Annotated in this window: 14 protein-coding genes; 10 read left to right on the top strand and 4 right to left on the bottom strand. The window is 75.9% G+C overall.

Annotated elements, in window-relative coordinates; translation table 11 throughout:
• Nucleotides 1-9: 9 nt before the first annotated feature.
• On the bottom strand, nt 10-492 hold the full coding sequence (locus ACL02R_RS20760) for a hypothetical protein (protein ID WP_412798462.1): 483 nt from the start codon (nt 490-492) through the stop codon (nt 10-12).
• A gap of 641 nt (nt 493-1133) precedes the next feature.
• Between ACL02R_RS20760 and ACL02R_RS20755 the strand changes: the two genes are divergently transcribed.
• From ACL02R_RS20755 to ACL02R_RS20730, 6 genes are all read left to right on the top strand, one after another.
• The gene (locus tag ACL02R_RS20755; protein ID WP_412798461.1) at nt 1134-1784 is read left to right on the top strand and encodes a M23 family metallopeptidase; all 651 of its coding nucleotides are present in this window, start codon (nt 1134-1136) and stop codon (nt 1782-1784) included.
• 72 nt (nt 1785-1856) lie between these two features.
• Nucleotides 1857-3536 (top strand): PP2C family protein-serine/threonine phosphatase, encoded by a 1680-nt coding sequence (locus ACL02R_RS20750; RefSeq protein ID WP_412798460.1) that lies wholly within the window; start codon nt 1857-1859, stop codon nt 3534-3536.
• Entirely contained in the window at nt 3533-4600 is a 1068-nt protein-coding gene (locus ACL02R_RS20745) for a B12-binding domain-containing protein (protein ID WP_412798459.1), read from the top strand. Before ACL02R_RS20750 ends, ACL02R_RS20745 begins: the two co-directional genes overlap by 4 nt.
• Before the next feature lie 672 nt (nt 4601-5272).
• Nucleotides 5273-6457 (top strand): cytochrome P450, encoded by a 1185-nt coding sequence (locus ACL02R_RS20740; RefSeq protein WP_412798458.1) that lies wholly within the window; start codon nt 5273-5275, stop codon nt 6455-6457.
• Nucleotides 6458-6462: 5 nt separating this feature from the next.
• Nucleotides 6463-6681, top strand: a complete 219-nt coding sequence (locus ACL02R_RS20735; protein WP_412798457.1) for a ferredoxin — start codon at nt 6463-6465, stop codon at nt 6679-6681.
• A 480-nt stretch (nt 6682-7161) separates the two neighbouring features.
• Entirely contained in the window at nt 7162-7551 is a 390-nt protein-coding gene (locus ACL02R_RS20730) for a hypothetical protein (RefSeq protein WP_412798456.1), read from the top strand.
• A gap of 6 nt (nt 7552-7557) precedes the next feature.
• On the opposite strand, the gene ACL02R_RS20725 is transcribed toward ACL02R_RS20730, so the two are convergent.
• On the bottom strand, nt 7558-8391 hold the full coding sequence (locus ACL02R_RS20725; RefSeq protein WP_412798455.1) for a TrmH family RNA methyltransferase: 834 nt from the start codon (nt 8389-8391) through the stop codon (nt 7558-7560).
• 256 nt (nt 8392-8647) lie between these two features.
• On the opposite strand from ACL02R_RS20725, the gene ACL02R_RS20720 reads away from it, so the two are divergent.
• Nucleotides 8648-8833: a hypothetical protein gene (locus tag ACL02R_RS20720; protein WP_412798454.1), complete on the top strand. Its 186-nt coding sequence runs from the start codon at nt 8648-8650 to the stop codon at nt 8831-8833.
• Between the two features lie 15 nt (nt 8834-8848).
• On the opposite strand, the gene ACL02R_RS20715 is transcribed toward ACL02R_RS20720, so the two are convergent.
• Both ACL02R_RS20715 and ACL02R_RS20710 read right to left on the bottom strand, forming a co-directional pair.
• Nucleotides 8849-9271 carry a RidA family protein gene (locus ACL02R_RS20715; RefSeq protein ID WP_412798453.1) on the bottom strand — a complete coding sequence of 141 codons (423 nt, stop codon included), beginning with the start codon at nt 9269-9271 and terminating at the stop codon, nt 8849-8851.
• A 40-nt stretch (nt 9272-9311) separates the two neighbouring features.
• The gene (locus ACL02R_RS20710) at nt 9312-9881 is read right to left on the bottom strand and encodes a GNAT family N-acetyltransferase (RefSeq protein ID WP_412798452.1); all 570 of its coding nucleotides are present in this window, start codon (nt 9879-9881) and stop codon (nt 9312-9314) included.
• 596 nt (nt 9882-10477) lie between these two features.
• Between ACL02R_RS20710 and ACL02R_RS20705 the strand changes: the two genes are divergently transcribed.
• Genes ACL02R_RS20705 through ACL02R_RS20695 form a run of 3 tightly spaced genes read left to right on the top strand, consistent with a single transcriptional unit; the run spans nt 10478 to nt 15740 of the window.
• Nucleotides 10478-12295, top strand: coding sequence for a non-ribosomal peptide synthetase (locus tag ACL02R_RS20705; protein WP_412798451.1), 1818 nt, complete (start codon nt 10478-10480; stop codon nt 12293-12295).
• Nucleotides 12292-15384: a condensation domain-containing protein gene (locus tag ACL02R_RS20700; protein WP_412798450.1), complete on the top strand. Its 3093-nt coding sequence runs from the start codon at nt 12292-12294 to the stop codon at nt 15382-15384. Before ACL02R_RS20705 ends, ACL02R_RS20700 begins: the two co-directional genes overlap by 4 nt.
• Nucleotides 15381-15740 (top strand): acyl carrier protein, encoded by a 360-nt coding sequence (locus ACL02R_RS20695; protein ID WP_412798449.1) that lies wholly within the window; start codon nt 15381-15383, stop codon nt 15738-15740. The genes ACL02R_RS20700 and ACL02R_RS20695 overlap by 4 nt, the downstream gene beginning before the upstream one ends.
• Nucleotides 15741-15756 lie beyond the last annotated feature (16 nt).

Genomic DNA, 15756 nt, shown 5'->3' with positions numbered 1-15756 from the left:
GGGCGGGGGTCAGGCCGGGTCGAGGCGCTCCAGCAGCCAGGCGGTCACGGCGCCGTACGCGGCGTGCGGCACCACGTCGCTGACCCAGTCGCCCGCGCTCCACGTCCGGGGGTCCGTCACGCGCAGCACCGTCATCGGGCCGTTGGACGCCGCCAGCGCCGTCAGCGTCGCCCCCGCCGCGCACAGCGCGGTGCCCGGCCGCCAGCCCGCCGCGCGGAGGGCGCCCAGCGCCGCGCCCGCGCCGACCCCGGCGGCGATGCCGGTCAGCGCGCCGAGCGCGGAGACGCGGTGCGGCCGCGTGCCGTCGTCACCCGGTACCGGGATGTGCGTGCGGTCCGACAGCTTCTCGACGGTGGTCTCCGGGGTGCTGCTCGCGGGCCTGCCCCGCAGCGCCATGTCGGCGTAGGTGACGGCGTTCAGCGCGGTGGTGCCCGCGGCACCGGCGGCGGCCCCGACGACGGGGCCGAGGAAGGGTGAGCGGTTGCGGCGCATGGGGGTCTCCTCGCTCTCCCGGGTTTTCCACCAGGGCGTTCTCCGAGACTAAGTGCCCCGCCACCCGCCCGCAGCCGGGGAGTGACACGGGGGCGCGGGCCGCGCTCCGTGGACGAGGCGACGCGGTCTGTGGCGCCTGGCGGAGACGGCGCCGCGGTCCGCGTGGCGCTGCGGAGCGTTCCTCTCGCGCTGTGTCACCGCGGCGGCGGGACGGCCGGGTCGTGGCGCGCGGCGGCGGGCGGTTTCCGGACCGCTTTTCCGGCCCGTTCCCGTGGCGCTGCTCACACGCTTTCCGGCGGGTACTGCCTTCTTTAGTAGCACGGTAATTCCCTCGGTCCCGGGACTTTCGTCCCGGGCCGTCCCGACAAACGGACCGCGTCACTTCGCTCCGCAGCGCCGCCCTCACCGTGTACGCCACGAAGGCCCAGGTCAGGGCGCCGCGCCCGCGTCACGCAGGTGCCTTTGGTCCCGCCTGCGGCGCCGTGGCGGAAAACGGGCCTATTCCGCCGTCGCATTGTCGTTCTTCCCTACTACCTCGCCTCGGGAATGCCTTGCTTGAACCCCTCCGGCACCGGCGGTTATCCATGAACGTGTCAGCCCGGACCTGGGCCGACGACCCCGAATACTGCGAGGTACTTCCCATGCCGAACAGCATCACGATCCGCAGCCTGAAGGACATGCGACTGCGCTCCCGTGCGGGTGTCGCCCTGGCCACCGGTCTGGTCGCCTCCGCCGGAGTCACCGGCGCCGCAGCCGTCGGTACGGGCGGCAGCGCCGCCGAGACCACGGCGCACATCGACAGCACCGCCACCGCGACCGCCCTCGCCAGCAGCGCGGGCGCCCAGGCGGATGCCCAGCACAAGGCCGCCACGACTTGGACCGCCCCCATCGACGGCGACTACGACCTCTCCGCCTCCTACGGCCACAGCGGTGACCGCTGGGCCCACAAGCACAGCGGCCAGGACTACGCCGTGGACGTCGGCACCACGGTCCAGGCCGTGCACGGCGGCACCGTCGTGAAGGCCGGCGGCAACGGCGCCGGCGACGGCCCGGCGTACGGCAACGCGGTCGTCGTCAAGCACGACGACGACACCTACACCCAGTACGCGCACCTCTCCGAGATCGACGTGAAGCCCGGCCAGCGGGTGAGTACCGGCGAGGAGATCGCCCGCTCCGGCAACACCGGCAACAGCAGCGGCCCCCACCTGCACTTCGAGGTCCGCAGCACGCCGGACTACGGTTCCGCCGAGGACCCCATGCCGTTCCTCCACGAGCACGACGTCAACCACTGACGCCGACCCCCGCAGCACCCGCCACGCCCCCTGTCCGGCGCACCCCGCGTGCCGACAGGGGGCGTCTGCGCGATGGTGGAGACCCCGCCGCGCACTGTGAGGTCCCGCCGAGTGACGAGTTCCGCCGCCCCCGCGCACGCCACGGGGACCGGCCCCTCCTGGGAGTCGGTCCCCTGCCCCGTGCTGGTCGCGGGCGCGGACGGGACCGTGCTCCGGGCGAACGAGGGCGCCCTCGCGCTCCTGCCCGCCGCCGCCCCGGGACGGCCGCTGTCGGAGGCCGCCCCCGACTGGCTCGGCTCGGCCCACCACCGCCTGACACAGCGGGAACCCGAAACGACTTTCGGTGACCACCACGCCGTACGCGGCCCGGTGGGCGGCCGCACCGTGCGGGCCACCCCCACGGCCGGGCCCGGCGGCGGCATCACCTGGTGGCTCGCCGACGACAGCCCCGACCACGACCTCGCCGAGGCCCTCCACCGCGAGCGCGACCGCACCGCCTTCCTCGCCGAGCTGTCGAACCGCCTCCTGGCCTCCCTCAACCTCGACCGGTGCATGGAGGCCACGGCCTGGCTCGCCTCGACCCACATCGCCGACGGCGTCACCGTGATCGCCACCAGCATGGAACCGGCCCACTTCGTCACGTACTGCGTCCGCGGCCATGACCCCCTGCGACGGACCCTGGCCCTCGACCCCGACGACCTCCCCCCGGAGCTGGAGCGCATCCTGGGCGGCCACACCCCCACGGCCGAGGGCATCGACCCCGCCGCCCTCCCCGGATGGGCCCTGCCCCCCGGCATGGGCCCTGTGGGCTCCGCCCTGCTGACCCCCCTGCCGGGACACGGCACGTCGGCGGGCGCGATGTTCCTGCTCCAGCGCCCCGGGAGCCCGGCCCCCGACGACAGCGACGACAGCGACGACGTGACCCTGCGGCTCTTCGCGTCCCGCGCGGGCGCCGCGATGTCCGCCGCCCGGCTGTACGCGGAGCAGTCCGCCATCACCGCCACCCTGACGCGCGACCTGCTGCCGCCGGGCGTGCCCCCGCTCGAAGGCGTCGAGTTCGCCTCCGGCTACCGTCCCTCGGGCGACACGGAACGTATCGGCGGCGACTTCTACGACGTGCACCCCGGCTCGGCGGACCGCGGCGACCCGCTCGTCGTCCTCGGCGACGTCAGCGGCAAGGGCCTCGACGCGGCCGTCCTCACCGGCAAGATCCGCACCACCCTGCACGCCCTGATCCCCGTCGCCCCCGACCACGCGACGCTGCTGCGCCTGCTGAACGGCTCCCTGCTCGACACCACGGGCGACCGCTTCGCCACCCTCGTCCTCGCCTCCGTCGGCCGGGACGGCTCCGCCCTGGATCTGCGCCTGACCAGCGCGGGCCACCCCGTGCCCCTCGTCCTGCGCGCCGACGGCACGGTGGAGGCCGCCGACACGAGCGGCAGCCTCCTCGGCGTCCTGCCCGAGGTCGAGGCGCACACCGCCGGCGTACGCCTGGAGCCCGGCGACGCCTGCCTCCTCTACACCGACGGCATCACCGAGGCGCGCGGCGGGCCCACGGCCGACGAGTTCTTCGGCGAGGAACGGCTCCGCGCCGTCCTCGCCGAATGCGTCGGCCTGCCCGCCGAGGCCGTCACGGAACGCGTCCAGATGATCGTGGCCCAGTGGCTCGGCTCGGGGCGGCACGACGACATCGCGCTCGTCGTCCTGCGCGCCCCGGCCGCCCCGCGCGCCCGGCGGGACGGTGCGCCGTGACCGCGCCACGCCCGGCGGAGGACTGGGCGGCCGAGCTGTGGGACGCGGTGCTCGGCGGCGACGAGATCGCCGCCGCCCAGGTCGCCTTCGCCGCGCTCGAATCCGGCATGCCCGCCGAGGAGGTCCTGCTCGACGTCGTCGGCGCCGTGCAGCGCAGGATCGGCGACGCCTGGGCCGACAACCAGGTCGGCATCGCCGACGAGCACGCCGCCACCGCCATCGACGGCCGCGTGATCGACGCGCTGCTCGACCACCCGGCCGTCCGGCGCCCCGACGCCGAGCGCGGCAGGGTCACCGTCGCCTGCGTGGACGGTGAGTGGCACGCCCTCCCGGCGCGGCTGCTCGTCGAGGTCCTGCGGCTGCGCGGCTGGCGGGTGGACGACCTCGGCGCCCAGGTGCCCGTCCCGCACCTCGTGGAGCACCTGCACCTCACCGGGCCCGACCTCGTCGCGCTGTCCACCTCGCTGTCGACCCGGCTGCCCGCCGCGCACGAGGCGATCATCGCCTGCCAGGCCACCGGCATCCCCGTCCTCGTCGGCGGGCCCGCGTTCGGCCCCGACGGGCGGTACGCGCGGCTGTTCGGCGCCGACCTGTGGTGCCCCGACGCGCGCGCCGCCGCCGACCGGCTGGACCGCGGCGCGCTGCCGCGCCCCGCCTCCGGCCACCGCGCCGTGGACGACCTGCCCCACCTCGCCGACCAGGAGTACACGCTCGTCACCCGCAGCGCGGCGCAGCTGGTCAGGAAGAGCACCGCGCCCGGCAGGCAGCCCGGGGGACGGGGCCCCTGGGCAGGCGGGGACGGGCCGTCGGCGCAGCGCGTCGCCACCGTCGTCGACTTCCTCGCCGCCGCGCTCTACACGGACGACGACGACCTGCTCGCCGCCTACCTCACCTGGTCCACGCACGTCCTCACCGCGCGCGGTGAACCGTCCGGCGGGCTCCCCGAGGTGCTCGACGTCCTCGCGGGGCAGCTCCACGACCTGCCCCGCGCCGTCCGCATCCTCCGGCACGGCCGCGCGGCCCTCACGGACGGCGGGGGGAACGGCGGGCACGGCCCGTCCTGAGCGCGTTCACGGACCGGGGATGCGGCCGTTCCTGAACAGGTCGAGGAAGATCTGGTGGTCCGCCCGCGCCCGCGCCCCGTGTGCCGCGCGCGGCACGCCCCGCGTGGGTCACAGCACCGGGATCCGGTAACGGTCCGGCGCCGGCGTGCCGTTGCCCGTCACGCCGGTCAGGGCGCCGCCTCCCGCGCGGGCACACGCGTGCCATCGGCCGCCGGGGGGAAAGGGAGAACACCCGCCTGGGCGGCCGGATGCACGGGAACGCGCGCGAGGCGAGCGGAAGAAGCCATTCCGTGGCGCGCGCTGCCATGGTCCCGTAGGAATGAATCGCCGTTGGGTCGCTTGACTCAACGGTGACTTACTGATCCTGTCATCCTTTCCCGGCCGGACCGCTGACCTGGGCCTTCGCCCCCTCCCTGGCGGACACCGGGACGCGATCCACGCCGAATCCGTACGCGCCGTCATCTCGGGCGGTCCGCCGCACCCGGGCACGCATGGCCCAAAGGAATCCCCGCCCCCTTGTTGCGGCTCGGGCGCCGCTCCTAGCGTCACCGTGTCCGCCGGAGATCCCGGCCGTGTCCACCTCCCGCGCGGGAAAAGGGAGAAGCGCCGCGCGCCGAGCCGGTGGACGGACCGGGAACAGGACCGGCCCCACCGAGAGGACCGGGAGGCCCCATGGATCAGACCGCGCCGGTGCACTACCCCTTCAACCACACGGAGGGACTCGACCTCGCCGCCCCCTACCGCGCCGCCCGCGAGACACCGGGGCTCACCCGCGTCCGCATGAACCACGGCGAGGACGCGTGGCTCGTCACCCGCTACGACGACGCCCGCCTCGTCCTCGGCGACCGCCGCTTCAGCCGCGCGGCCGCCGTCGGGCGCGACGAGCCGCGGCAGTCCGAGGGCAGGCGCAGCAGCGGCATCCTCGCCATGGACCCGCCCGAGCACACCCGGCTGCGCACCCTGGTCGCCAAGGCGTTCACCGTCCGGCAGGTGGAACGGCTGCGTCCGCAGGTCCGCGCGCTCGCCGAGGAACTGCTCGACGCGATGGAGGCGGCGGGGCAGCCCGCGGACCTGGTGGAGGACTACGCCCTGCCCATCCCCGTCTTCGTGATCTGCCAGCTGCTCGGCGTCCCGGCCGCAGACCGGCCGCGGTTCCGCGTGTGGAGCGACAGCCTGCTGTCCACCAGCCCGATGACCGAGGCGGAGTTCACGGCCGTGCGGGGTGAGCTGCGCGCGTACATGGCGGGTCTCGTCGCCGAGCACCGGCGCGCGCCGCGGGACGACCTGATGACCGCCCTCGTGGAGGCCAGGGACCACGGCGACCGGCTGAGCGAGGAGGAGCTGATCGACCTGTGCGTCGCCGTCCTCGTCGCCGGGCACGAGACCACCGCCACCCAGCTGCCCAACTTCGTGCACACCCTGCTGCGCCACCCCGACCAGCTCGCCGGGCTGCGCGCCGACCCGGCGGCGGTGCCGGGGGCCGTCGAGGAACTGCTGCGTTTCGTGCCGCTCGGCGCGGGCGCGAGCGCCGCGCGGTACGCCACGGAGGACATCGAGGTCGGCGGCACGCTGGTGCGCGCCGGCGAACCGGTCCTCGTGTCGGTCGGCGCGGCCAACCAGGACCCCGGACGCTTCGCCGAGGCCGGCCGGCTCGACATCGGCCGCGCCGACCCCCACCACCTCGGCTTCGGGCACGGCGTCCACCACTGCCTCGGCGCCCCCCTCGCCCGCCTCGAACTCCAGGAGGGGCTCGGCGCGCTGATCACGCGCTTCCCCGGCCTGCGGCTCGCGGGCGAGGTGCTGTGGAAGGAAGAACTGCTCGTCCGCGGCCCCCGCGCCATGCCGATCGGATGGTGAGCCCCATGACCGCCTGGCACCTCGACGTGGACCGCGGCCGCTGCATGGGCACCGGCATCTGCGCCGGCACGGCACCCGCGCTCTTCGCGCTCGACGGCCGCCACAGCGCGCCCGTCACCGACACGATCGCCCCGGACGAGAGTGCCCTCGACGCGGCGGACTCCTGCCCGGTCGCCGCCATCACCGTGACGGAGCGGGAGACCGTCATCGGCCCCCGCCCCTGAGCCGCGCGCCGCCGCCCGCCGCGAGCGGGCGGCGGCGTTCACCTTCCGTGCGGACGGGACGGCGGTGCCATGACTGGCCCATGGCCTCGACATACCGCACCAGCCGCCGGCGCAGGGCCGGCCGGGAACGGCCGAGGCGGTTGGTCGCACAGGGCGACTCGTGGCCGTCCGCGCTGTTGACCGGGGGCGTGCAGCGGCGTCGCCCCGGCGAGGAAGCGGTGGGCGGACGCGTCACCGGGGCCGGGGGCCGGGGGCCGGGTTCGGGAGAGCCATGGACGGGGCGGTGACGCCAGGGCACGATCACGCTCCGGCTGGTCAGGCCGACGCCCGCGACGATCCCGGCCGCCGCCGTCGCGGGGGAGGGAAGCGGGGGAGCATCCGTTCCTCCGGCGAACGTCACGAGAAGGCCCCACCCGGCGGAAAGCCCCGCGCCCCCGTACGGGCGGCCTGACTGTCAGTGGGCCGCCTTACGCTGGGCGCGTGATGGTACGACTCACCCGCCCGACGCCCATCCCGCTGGGCCACCGCGTCGAACTCACCTGGTGGACCCGCCCGTTGCGGAGTGGCCGGTGGAAGCCGGACTCCGGCGACGCCGCGCTGATACGCGACCTGACGACCGGCGTCACCTACAGCTCCCGCGAACACGTCGCCGACCTCGGCGCGTGGACCACCGGTGTGGTCCGCACGCGGCGGATCGAGGGCATCGTCCCGGAGGACCTGGAGGGCGTCTTCGCGATCGCGCCCCGCAGGGACCGCGTCGTGCACCGGCGGGTCACCGGCGTCGTGACGGACTGCGTCGTCCTGCACGAGTCCGAGTGGGCGCGCACCGTGCTCACGCTGACCGTGGAGGAGGACTCGGGAGCCGTCTGACAGGCGTCACGCGTGCGGCGCGGCGCCGCCCTCCGCCGCGCCGACCAGGTGCCGCCTGGCCTCGTACAGCATGATGCCCGCCGCCACGCCCACGTTCAGCGACTCCGCCGTACCCACCATCGGGATGCGCAGCCGCCCGTCGGCGCGCTCCAGCACGCCGGACGGCAGGCCCTCGCGTTCGCTGCCGAACAGCAGGGCGAGCGGCGGCGGGTAGGCCGCGTCCCAGTGGTCGTCCGCCGCGCCGCCCGAGGCGGCCAGCACCCGCACGCCGTTCCCGGCCGCCCAGGCGAAGAACGTGCCGGCGTCCGGCGCGTGCGCCACGTCCACGGCGAACAGCGACCCCATGCTCGCCTTCACCGCGACCGGGCCGAACGGGTCCACGGTGTCCCCGATCAGGACGACCCCGGCGCCGCCCGCCGCGTCCACGGTCCTGATGACCGTGCCCAGGTTCCCCGGGTTGGCGATCCTGTCCAGCGCGGTGAACACCGCGCCGGGACCGACCGCCAGGTCCTCCAGGGCGCGCGTCCTGGTGCGGACGACTGCCGCGAGCCCGGCGGGACCGTCACGGTCCACCAGCCGCTCGAACAGGGCGCGGCCGAGGCGTGCCACGCGCGTCCCGGCCGCCTCGCGCTGGGCGACCATGCGCTCCGCCGCCGTCCCCGCGAGCAGTTCCGGCGCGACCACGAGGGTGTCGACGTCCCACCCCGCCTCCACGGCGCGCCACACCGGCTGGACGCCCTCCACGACGAACGCGCCCTCGCGGCGGCGGTGCTTGCGGTCGGCGAGCGAACGGACGCGCTTCACCAGGGGGTTGGCGGCGCTGGTGATCAGTTCGTGCACGCCCGTGCTCCCCTCAGGCCGTTCCGGCGCGGCTGCGACATGGCGCAGGGCCCCGCGCCGCCCGGGTGCGTCCGGCGGCCGGAGCCCTGGGCCGCCGCGTCGTCGGGCACCGCGGCGGGTTCCTCTGCGGGGCCGAGCATACAGCGGGCCGCGGGACCCGGCCGTTCACGCCCGGCGGCGGCCCGCGGCCACGGCGCCGCCCGTGTTCGGGAACCTGGCCCGGGGCGTTCCGGGGAATGGGCAGGGGACACGGCGGGTGCGCCTTGAGGACGGCCGCCGCACGGAGCGGCTGCTCCAGTCGCGCGCCGGGGGCGGCGGGACCGTGGACATCGGCTGGGCCGACGGGAGATCACCGCCGCGCGTCGAGGCGGACGGTGTCCCCGCGGCGGTGCGGCGGTGCGGCGGGCGGAGGGGAACGCCGTACGTGCTGACGCCGCGCTGACCCGTGCCCCCGGCCTCAGCCGGACGTCTCCCGGACGAGGGCCAGCGCCTCGACCTCCACGACCAGTTCGGGGCGGAAGAGCGCCGCCACCTGCACGGCGGTGCTGGCGGGCGGGCGCGCCGTGTCCACGTACGCGTCCCGCGCCGCACGGACGGCGGGCAGGTGGGCGACGTCCGTGACGTAGTAGGTCAGCTTCAGCACGTCGCCGAAGTCCGCGCCTGCCGCCGCGAGGCAGCGCCGCAGGTTCTCGAACGCCTGCCGGGCCTGCGCGGCGGGGTCGCCGGGGCCGACGACCGTGCCGTCCGCGTCGAACGCGACCTGCCCCGACACGGCGACGAGGCGGCCCGTGCCGGTGACCACGTGGGTGTAGCCGGTCCCGGGGGCCACGCCCTCGGGGGCGGCGAGGTGGGTCAGGGAGGAGTTCTCGGGGGATGCCATCCCGGCATTCTGGCCCACGCGGGCGGCGCGCGCTCCGTTCCTAACGGCCGCCGTCCGTTCCGTCCCCCGCCCAGTCGTCCGTGAGCAGGGCCCAGACCTCCAGGTCCTGCCGCGCCCCGTCCATCGGGAAGACCTGGCGCAGCGTCCCCTCGTGCCGCATCCCGAGGCGCTTGGCGACGGCGACGCTGCGCGCGTTCGCCGGGGTGACGCGCCATTCGACGCGGACGATCCCGCGTTCGCGCACCGCCCAGTCGACCAGGTGCGCGCACGCGCGGGTCACCAGCCCGGTGCCCTCCGCCGCCGGGGAGATCCAGGCGCCGAGTTCGCACACGCCGGACTGCGTGTCGAAGACGCGGAACAGCGCGCCGCCCTCCAGCTGCCCGTCCACGCGGATGCCGCACACCCGCCCCCGGCCGTGCGCCTGCTCGTCGGCGTACCGCTCCAGCCACTGCCGCGCCGACGCCGTGTCGGTGACCGCGTGCGCCCAGGGCAGCCAGGGCGCCAGGTGCGGGCGTACGCGCGCCACGTACGCCGCGAACTCTCCCGCCTGCCACGGTTCGAGCGGTTCCAGCGCGGCCGTGCCGCCCAGCGGGTGACGGAAGAGTGCCACGACAGACCTCCTGGGGATGCGATCCGGGGATGCGCCGCGCCGCCGCCCGGCCACGGCGCCGATCATGGCAGAGGACGCGGCGGGGCAGCCCGGGTAAGCATCGCCATATGTCCGACAAGTACCCCCGCATCAACATGCGCTGCGTAGATGTGCGAACGATCGCCGTTGCGTCCGGTACAGCCCCTCGGCAGGATTCTCCGCTGTGAGATCGGCCTTTCTGGAGAAACTGTTCAACAGGGGGTAATGCGCTCATGGACAACCGGATCACCGGACTGCCCGCGGCGGCGGTGACCGTCCCTTCCGGCGGGTTCCCGTCCGCCTTTCCGCCGGAATACGGCGCACGGCACGGGAATTCCCCCGTCGCCCCGTCCGCCGAACCACCCCGGTCCGCCGGCTTCGCGGACCACGGCTGGGGCAGCCGCGGTGTACCGGCGGCCGGCTGACGGCATCCGCATTCCCCCCGCGCCGACGGATTCCGCATTTCTGGAATCCCCGGCACTGCCGCGCGCGGAGAAAGCCGGACATGAATTCCGGCCGATTCCCGGGCGCGTATTTCCGAGCGAGCACCAGGACCGAGAGGTGGAAAGGCTGTGAGCGTGGCTCCCGGAGTGCATGACGCCGTGGCCCGGTGGGCCGAGCGGCGGCCGGACGCCCCCGCCGTCCGCGACCCGGCGCGCGGCGAGGAGCTGACATACGGCCGGCTGTGGGAACGCGCCGGGCTGCTCGCCGCCGGGCTGGCGCGGCGCGGGGTGCGGCGCGGCGACCTGGTGGCGGTGCCGCAGGACCGTTCGGCGGACCTGGTGGTGACGTTCCTCGGCATCCTGCGCAGCGGCGCCGCCTACCTGCCGCTCGACGCGCTCGCGCCGGTGGACCGGCTGGCCGGGATCGTCGCCGAGTCCGGCACCCGCTGGGCCGTCCACGCGCCGCGGCCCGACGGCCGGTGGGCGGACCTCGCGTCCTGGCTGCCGCCGGATGTCGAGGCGTTCCCGGTGCCGGGCGACGGCGCCGCCGCCCACCCGGTGCCCGAGCCGGGGACGGAGGGCGACGACGCCGCGTACGTCTCGTTCACCTCGGGCTCGACCGGGCGGCCGAAGGGCGTCGTCGTACCGCACCGCGCCGTGCTGCGCCTCGCGCTGCGCCCGGTGTTCTGCACCGTCGAGCCCGGGGACCGGGTGGCGAGCGCCGCCAACCCCGCGTTCGACGCGACGACGTTCGAGCTGTGGAACACCCTCACCGCCGGGGGCACCGTCGTCGTCCTCCCCTCGGCCACCGACCTGCCCTTCGACGCGTGGACGGCCCTCCTGCGCGAGGAGCGGATCGACAGCATGTTCCTCACCACCTCGCTGTTCCACACCGTCGCGCGCGAGGACCCCGGCGCCTTCGCCTCGCTGCGGACCCTGATCGTCGGCGGTGAGCAGCTGGACCTCGGCGCCGTGCGCCGCGTGCTGGCGGCGGACCCGCCCGGCCGCCTGGTCAACGGGTACGGGCCCACCGAGACGACCACCTTCGCCGCGTACTTCGACTGCACGGAGGCGAACCTCGAAGGGCTCGACCGCGTCCCTGTCGGCCACCCCCTCCAGGACACCACGCTGCACCTCCTGGGCCCCGGTCTCGAACCGGTCGCCGACGGCGAGAGCGGCGAACTGTGCGTCGGCGGGCCCGGCGTCGCCCTCGGCTACCTCGGGCGGCCCGAGCTGACCGCGGAGCGCTTCACCACCCTCCCCGCCACCGGCGAGCGGATCTACCGCACCGGCGACACGGGCCGCCGCCTCCCCGGCGGCGCGATCGAGCTGTCCGGCCGCAGCGACCGGCAGGTCAAGCTGCGCGGCTTCCGCATCGAGCTGGAGGAGATCGAACGGGCCGTGCTCGCCACCGGGCTGGCCGACTTCGCGCTGGTCGAGAAGGTCGGCGAGGGCCCGGCCGCCTCCCTCGCCGCGTTCGTCCTCCCCGCACGCGACATCACGGCCCCGGCCGTGGACGACAGCGCCGACCTGCCGCGCCTGCTCGACCGGCGGCTCGCCGAGAGCCTGCCCTCCTACATGCTCCCCGCCCGCTGGCTCGTCCTCGACCACCTCCCCCTCGGCTCCACGGGGAAGGCCGACCGCACGCGCCTGCTCGCCCTCCTCACCGCCCCGCCACCCGCCCCCGAAGCCGCCGCGCGGCCGGCGGGGAACGCCCCGCTGACCGCCGTACTCGGCGAGATCTGGCAGGACGTGCTGCGCGCGGACGACGTGCGGCCCGAGCACAACTTCCTCGAACTGGGCGGCAACTCCATCCTCGCCATGCAGGTCGCCGCACGCGTCCGCCAGCGCCTCGGCGTACGGCTCGACGCGGGCGCCGTCCTCCTCACCGACTCCCTCGGCGAACTGGCCGGCCACGTCGCCGACACCGACCCGGCGGTGACCACACGATGACGGACGCCCGCGGCACCGCCGCACCCCCCGGCCCGGCGGACACCGCCGAGAACCGGCCCCCCGCCCACCCGCTGTCGTTCGCCCAGGAACGCCTCTGGTTCGTGGACGCCGCCGCGCCGGGCAACGCGACGTACAACGTCCCGCTCCTCCTCCACTCCCGCGAGCCGCTGGACCCCGCCGCGCTCGCCCTCGCCCTCCAGGCGGTCACCGCCCGGCACGAGCCGCTGCGCACCGTCTTCCACCTCCACGACGGGCGCCCCGTCCAGACCGTGACGGCGCCCGCGCCCGTCCCGGTGGAGGTCGTCCGCCCGGCCGGCGCCGCCGCGACGGAGGCGGGCGTCCGGCGCGCCGCCGAGGCCAGGGGCCGCCGCCCCTTCGACCTCGCCACCGGACCGCTCCTGCGCTGCACCCTCTGGACGGGCCTGCCGCACGGCGGCGACACCGTGCTCCTCACGCTCCATCACATCGCCGTCGACGGCTGGTCCCTCGCGCCGCTCTTCGACGACCTCGCCACCGCGTACGAAGCGGCCCGCGACGGCCGCGACCCGGCGCTCCCCGCCCTGCCCGCCGCCTACACCGACTTCGCCGCCCGCGAGCGGCAGTCCGCCGACGACCCCGCGTTCCACCGCGACATCGACCGCCGCGTCGCCGAACTGCTCGAACTCCCCCCGGGACTGCCCCTCGCCGGGCGCGCCCCCGCCGCCCCCGCGCCGGAGGGCTCACGCCCCGGACGGCAGTACGGGCGCGTGGTGCCCGACGCGGTGCGCCGCGGCATCGCCGGGCTGGCGCGCTCGCTGCGCGTGACGCCCTACGTGGTCATCGGCGCGGCCGTGCAGGCGGTGCTCCACCGCTGGTCGGGCAGGACGGACTTCCTCCTGGGCACGATGACGGCGGGCCGGGTGCACGCCGACCTGGAGGAGGCCGTGGGCTTCTTCGTCAACACCGTGCCGGTCCGCTGCCGCGTCGACTCCGCCGAGTCGTTCGCCCGGCTGTGCGCGGCGGCGCGCCGGGAGGCGTTCCGGTCGCTCGCGCACCAGAGCATCCCGTTCGACCGCCTCACCGCCGCGGCCACGGCCGCCCGGGGGCAGGGGCAGCGGCCCCTCGTGGACGTCGGCCTCGTGTACCAGAACACCGCGCCGCCCCGCGCCGGGGGCCTCGGCTGGTCGGCGCCCGAGGTGCTGGCCACGGGAACGGCCAAGTTCGACCTGCTGCTGATCGCCGACGAGACGCGGGAAGGGCTGACCGTCACCGTCGAGTACGACACCGACCGCTACCCGGCCGCCACGGCCGAGGCCGTCGCGGACGGCGTCGCCGCCCTGCTCGGTCACGTCGTGGCGGCCCCCGACACCGCCCTGCGCGACCTCCCGCCGCTGCCCGGCGAGCCCGCCGCCGACGCCCTCCCGCCACCGCCCGGCCCGTACGCCCCCCGCGCCGCCGCCCCGGCCCCCCGGACCGGGCCGCGCACCGACGGGGAGCGGCGCGCGGCGGAACTCTTCGCCGCCGCGCTCACCGACCGCGAGCACTCCGGCCGCGTCGTCACCGCGGCCACGCTCGCGCCGGCCACCAACTTCTTCGTCCTGGGCGGCCATTCCCTCCTCGCGGTCACCATGCTCGCGGACGCACGCCGCCGCCACGGTGCCGTCGTGTCCCCCCGCGACTTCCTCACCGACCCCACCGTCGCGGGACTCGGCCGCCTCCTCACCGCCGCCGCCACGGCCGGCCCCGACCCGGCCGCCGCCGGGCACGCCACCGCGCCCGCCCCGATCGCCGACAGCAGCCAGCACACGGCGTCCCCGGTCCAGCAGCGCTTCTGGTTCCTCGACCGCCTGCCGTCCCTGCGCGCCGCCTACCTCGTCCCGACCGTCGTCGAGTACTCGGGACCGGTGGACCGCGACGCCCTGCGCCGCGCCGTCGACACGGTCCTCGCCCGCCACCCGGCGCTGCGCTCCCGCTTCTTCCTCGACCGCCGCAAACGGCAGGTCCGCTACAGCACGGACGGCAGCCCCGCCGTCACCACCGTGACGGACGCCCCCGGCCGCACCGCCGCCCAGCTGCGCGACCACCTGGCCAGGGTGTGCTGGGCGCCGATGGACCTCGCGGGCGGCACCCTCGCGCGCGCCGAGCTGATCGACACCGCCGACCGCGTCCTGCTGGTCCTCGTCGTCCACCACATCGTGGCCGACGGCTGGTCACGCGACCTGCTCCTGTCCGAGATCGCCGCGACGTACCGGGCCTTCGTCACCGGCCGCAGGCCCGAGCCGCGCGCCGCCGTCCACCCCGCGCTGCTGGACGGCGGCGACAGCGCCGAGGGCGCCGACGAGGGCGACGTCGCGGCGCAGACGGCCGCCATGCTGGCGCACCTGTCCGGCGCGCCCGCCGACATCGCCCTCCCGCACGACAGGCCGCGCGGCGAACTCCAGACGACCACCGCCGACGTCCGCGCGGTCCGGCTCGGCGGAGACCTCGCCGCCCGGCTGCGCACCGTCACCGGCGGCACGCTCGGCTGCACCATGTTCATGACCAGCGCCGCGCTGCTGGCCGTCACCCTCGCCCGGCGCGGCGGCCAGCGCGACTTCCTCCTCGCCTTCCCCTGGGCGGGACGCGAGGCCCCGGGCAGCGCCGACGCGGTCGGCATGCTCGTCAACACCCTCGTGCTCCGCGCCGACCTGCGCGACGACCCGACCTGGGCCGGTCTCCTGGCCCGCGTCCGGGAGAGCTGCATGACGTCCTACCGCAACGCGCACGTGCCCCTGGACGCGCTCGCCGCCGCGCTGCACCCCGACCGGGACCTCAGCCGCCCCGCGCTGACGCCCGTCTACCTCAGCTCCCAGACCACCGCGCCCGTCCCCGAGCCCCTCGCTCCCCGCATCACCGCGCGCCACCTCCCGCTCGACCCCCTGCACGTGAAGTACGAGCTGGAGCTGACCGTCACGGAGAGCGGCGAGCAGGACATCGAACTGGCCCTCGCGTACACCACCGGCCTGTTCGGCGAGGAGACCGCGCGCGGGCTGCTCGCCGGCATGGTGACCGCCGCCGCCGACCTCGTCGCCGCGCCGGACTCGCACCCACTCAAGAGGAGCATGTCGTGAACGACGCCACGGCCGGCCAGTCCCCGGCCCCGAACGACGAGGACCTGCTCGCCCAGGTCAGGCAGGCCTGGGCCGAGGTGCTCGACCTGGACAGCGCGGACGAGGTGCCGCTCGACGTCAACTTCCTGGAGGCGGGCGGAAGTTCCCTGCTGCTCATCATGCTCTGGGAGGAGCTGCACCCGCTGGCGTCCCACACCCTGAAGGTCTCCGACCTCTTCCAGCACAGCACCGTCACGGCCCAGGCCGCGCTGCTCGCCGCCCCGCCCGCCACCGCGGTCGCGCGTGACGACACGGCGGGGCGTGGCCGCGACGGCCTCCTGGGCCGCGCGCGGCGCGGACAGCTCGTATCCGAGTGACGGCGGACGGGACGGG

Origin of the sequence: Streptomyces sp. MS19 (assembly GCF_047200595.1) — a bacterium.
In the GTDB taxonomy this organism is placed as follows: Bacteria; Actinomycetota; Actinomycetes; order Streptomycetales; family Streptomycetaceae; genus Streptomyces.
Note: the sequence above shows the minus strand (reverse complement) of the source record. Positions and strands in the feature narration are given on the sequence as shown.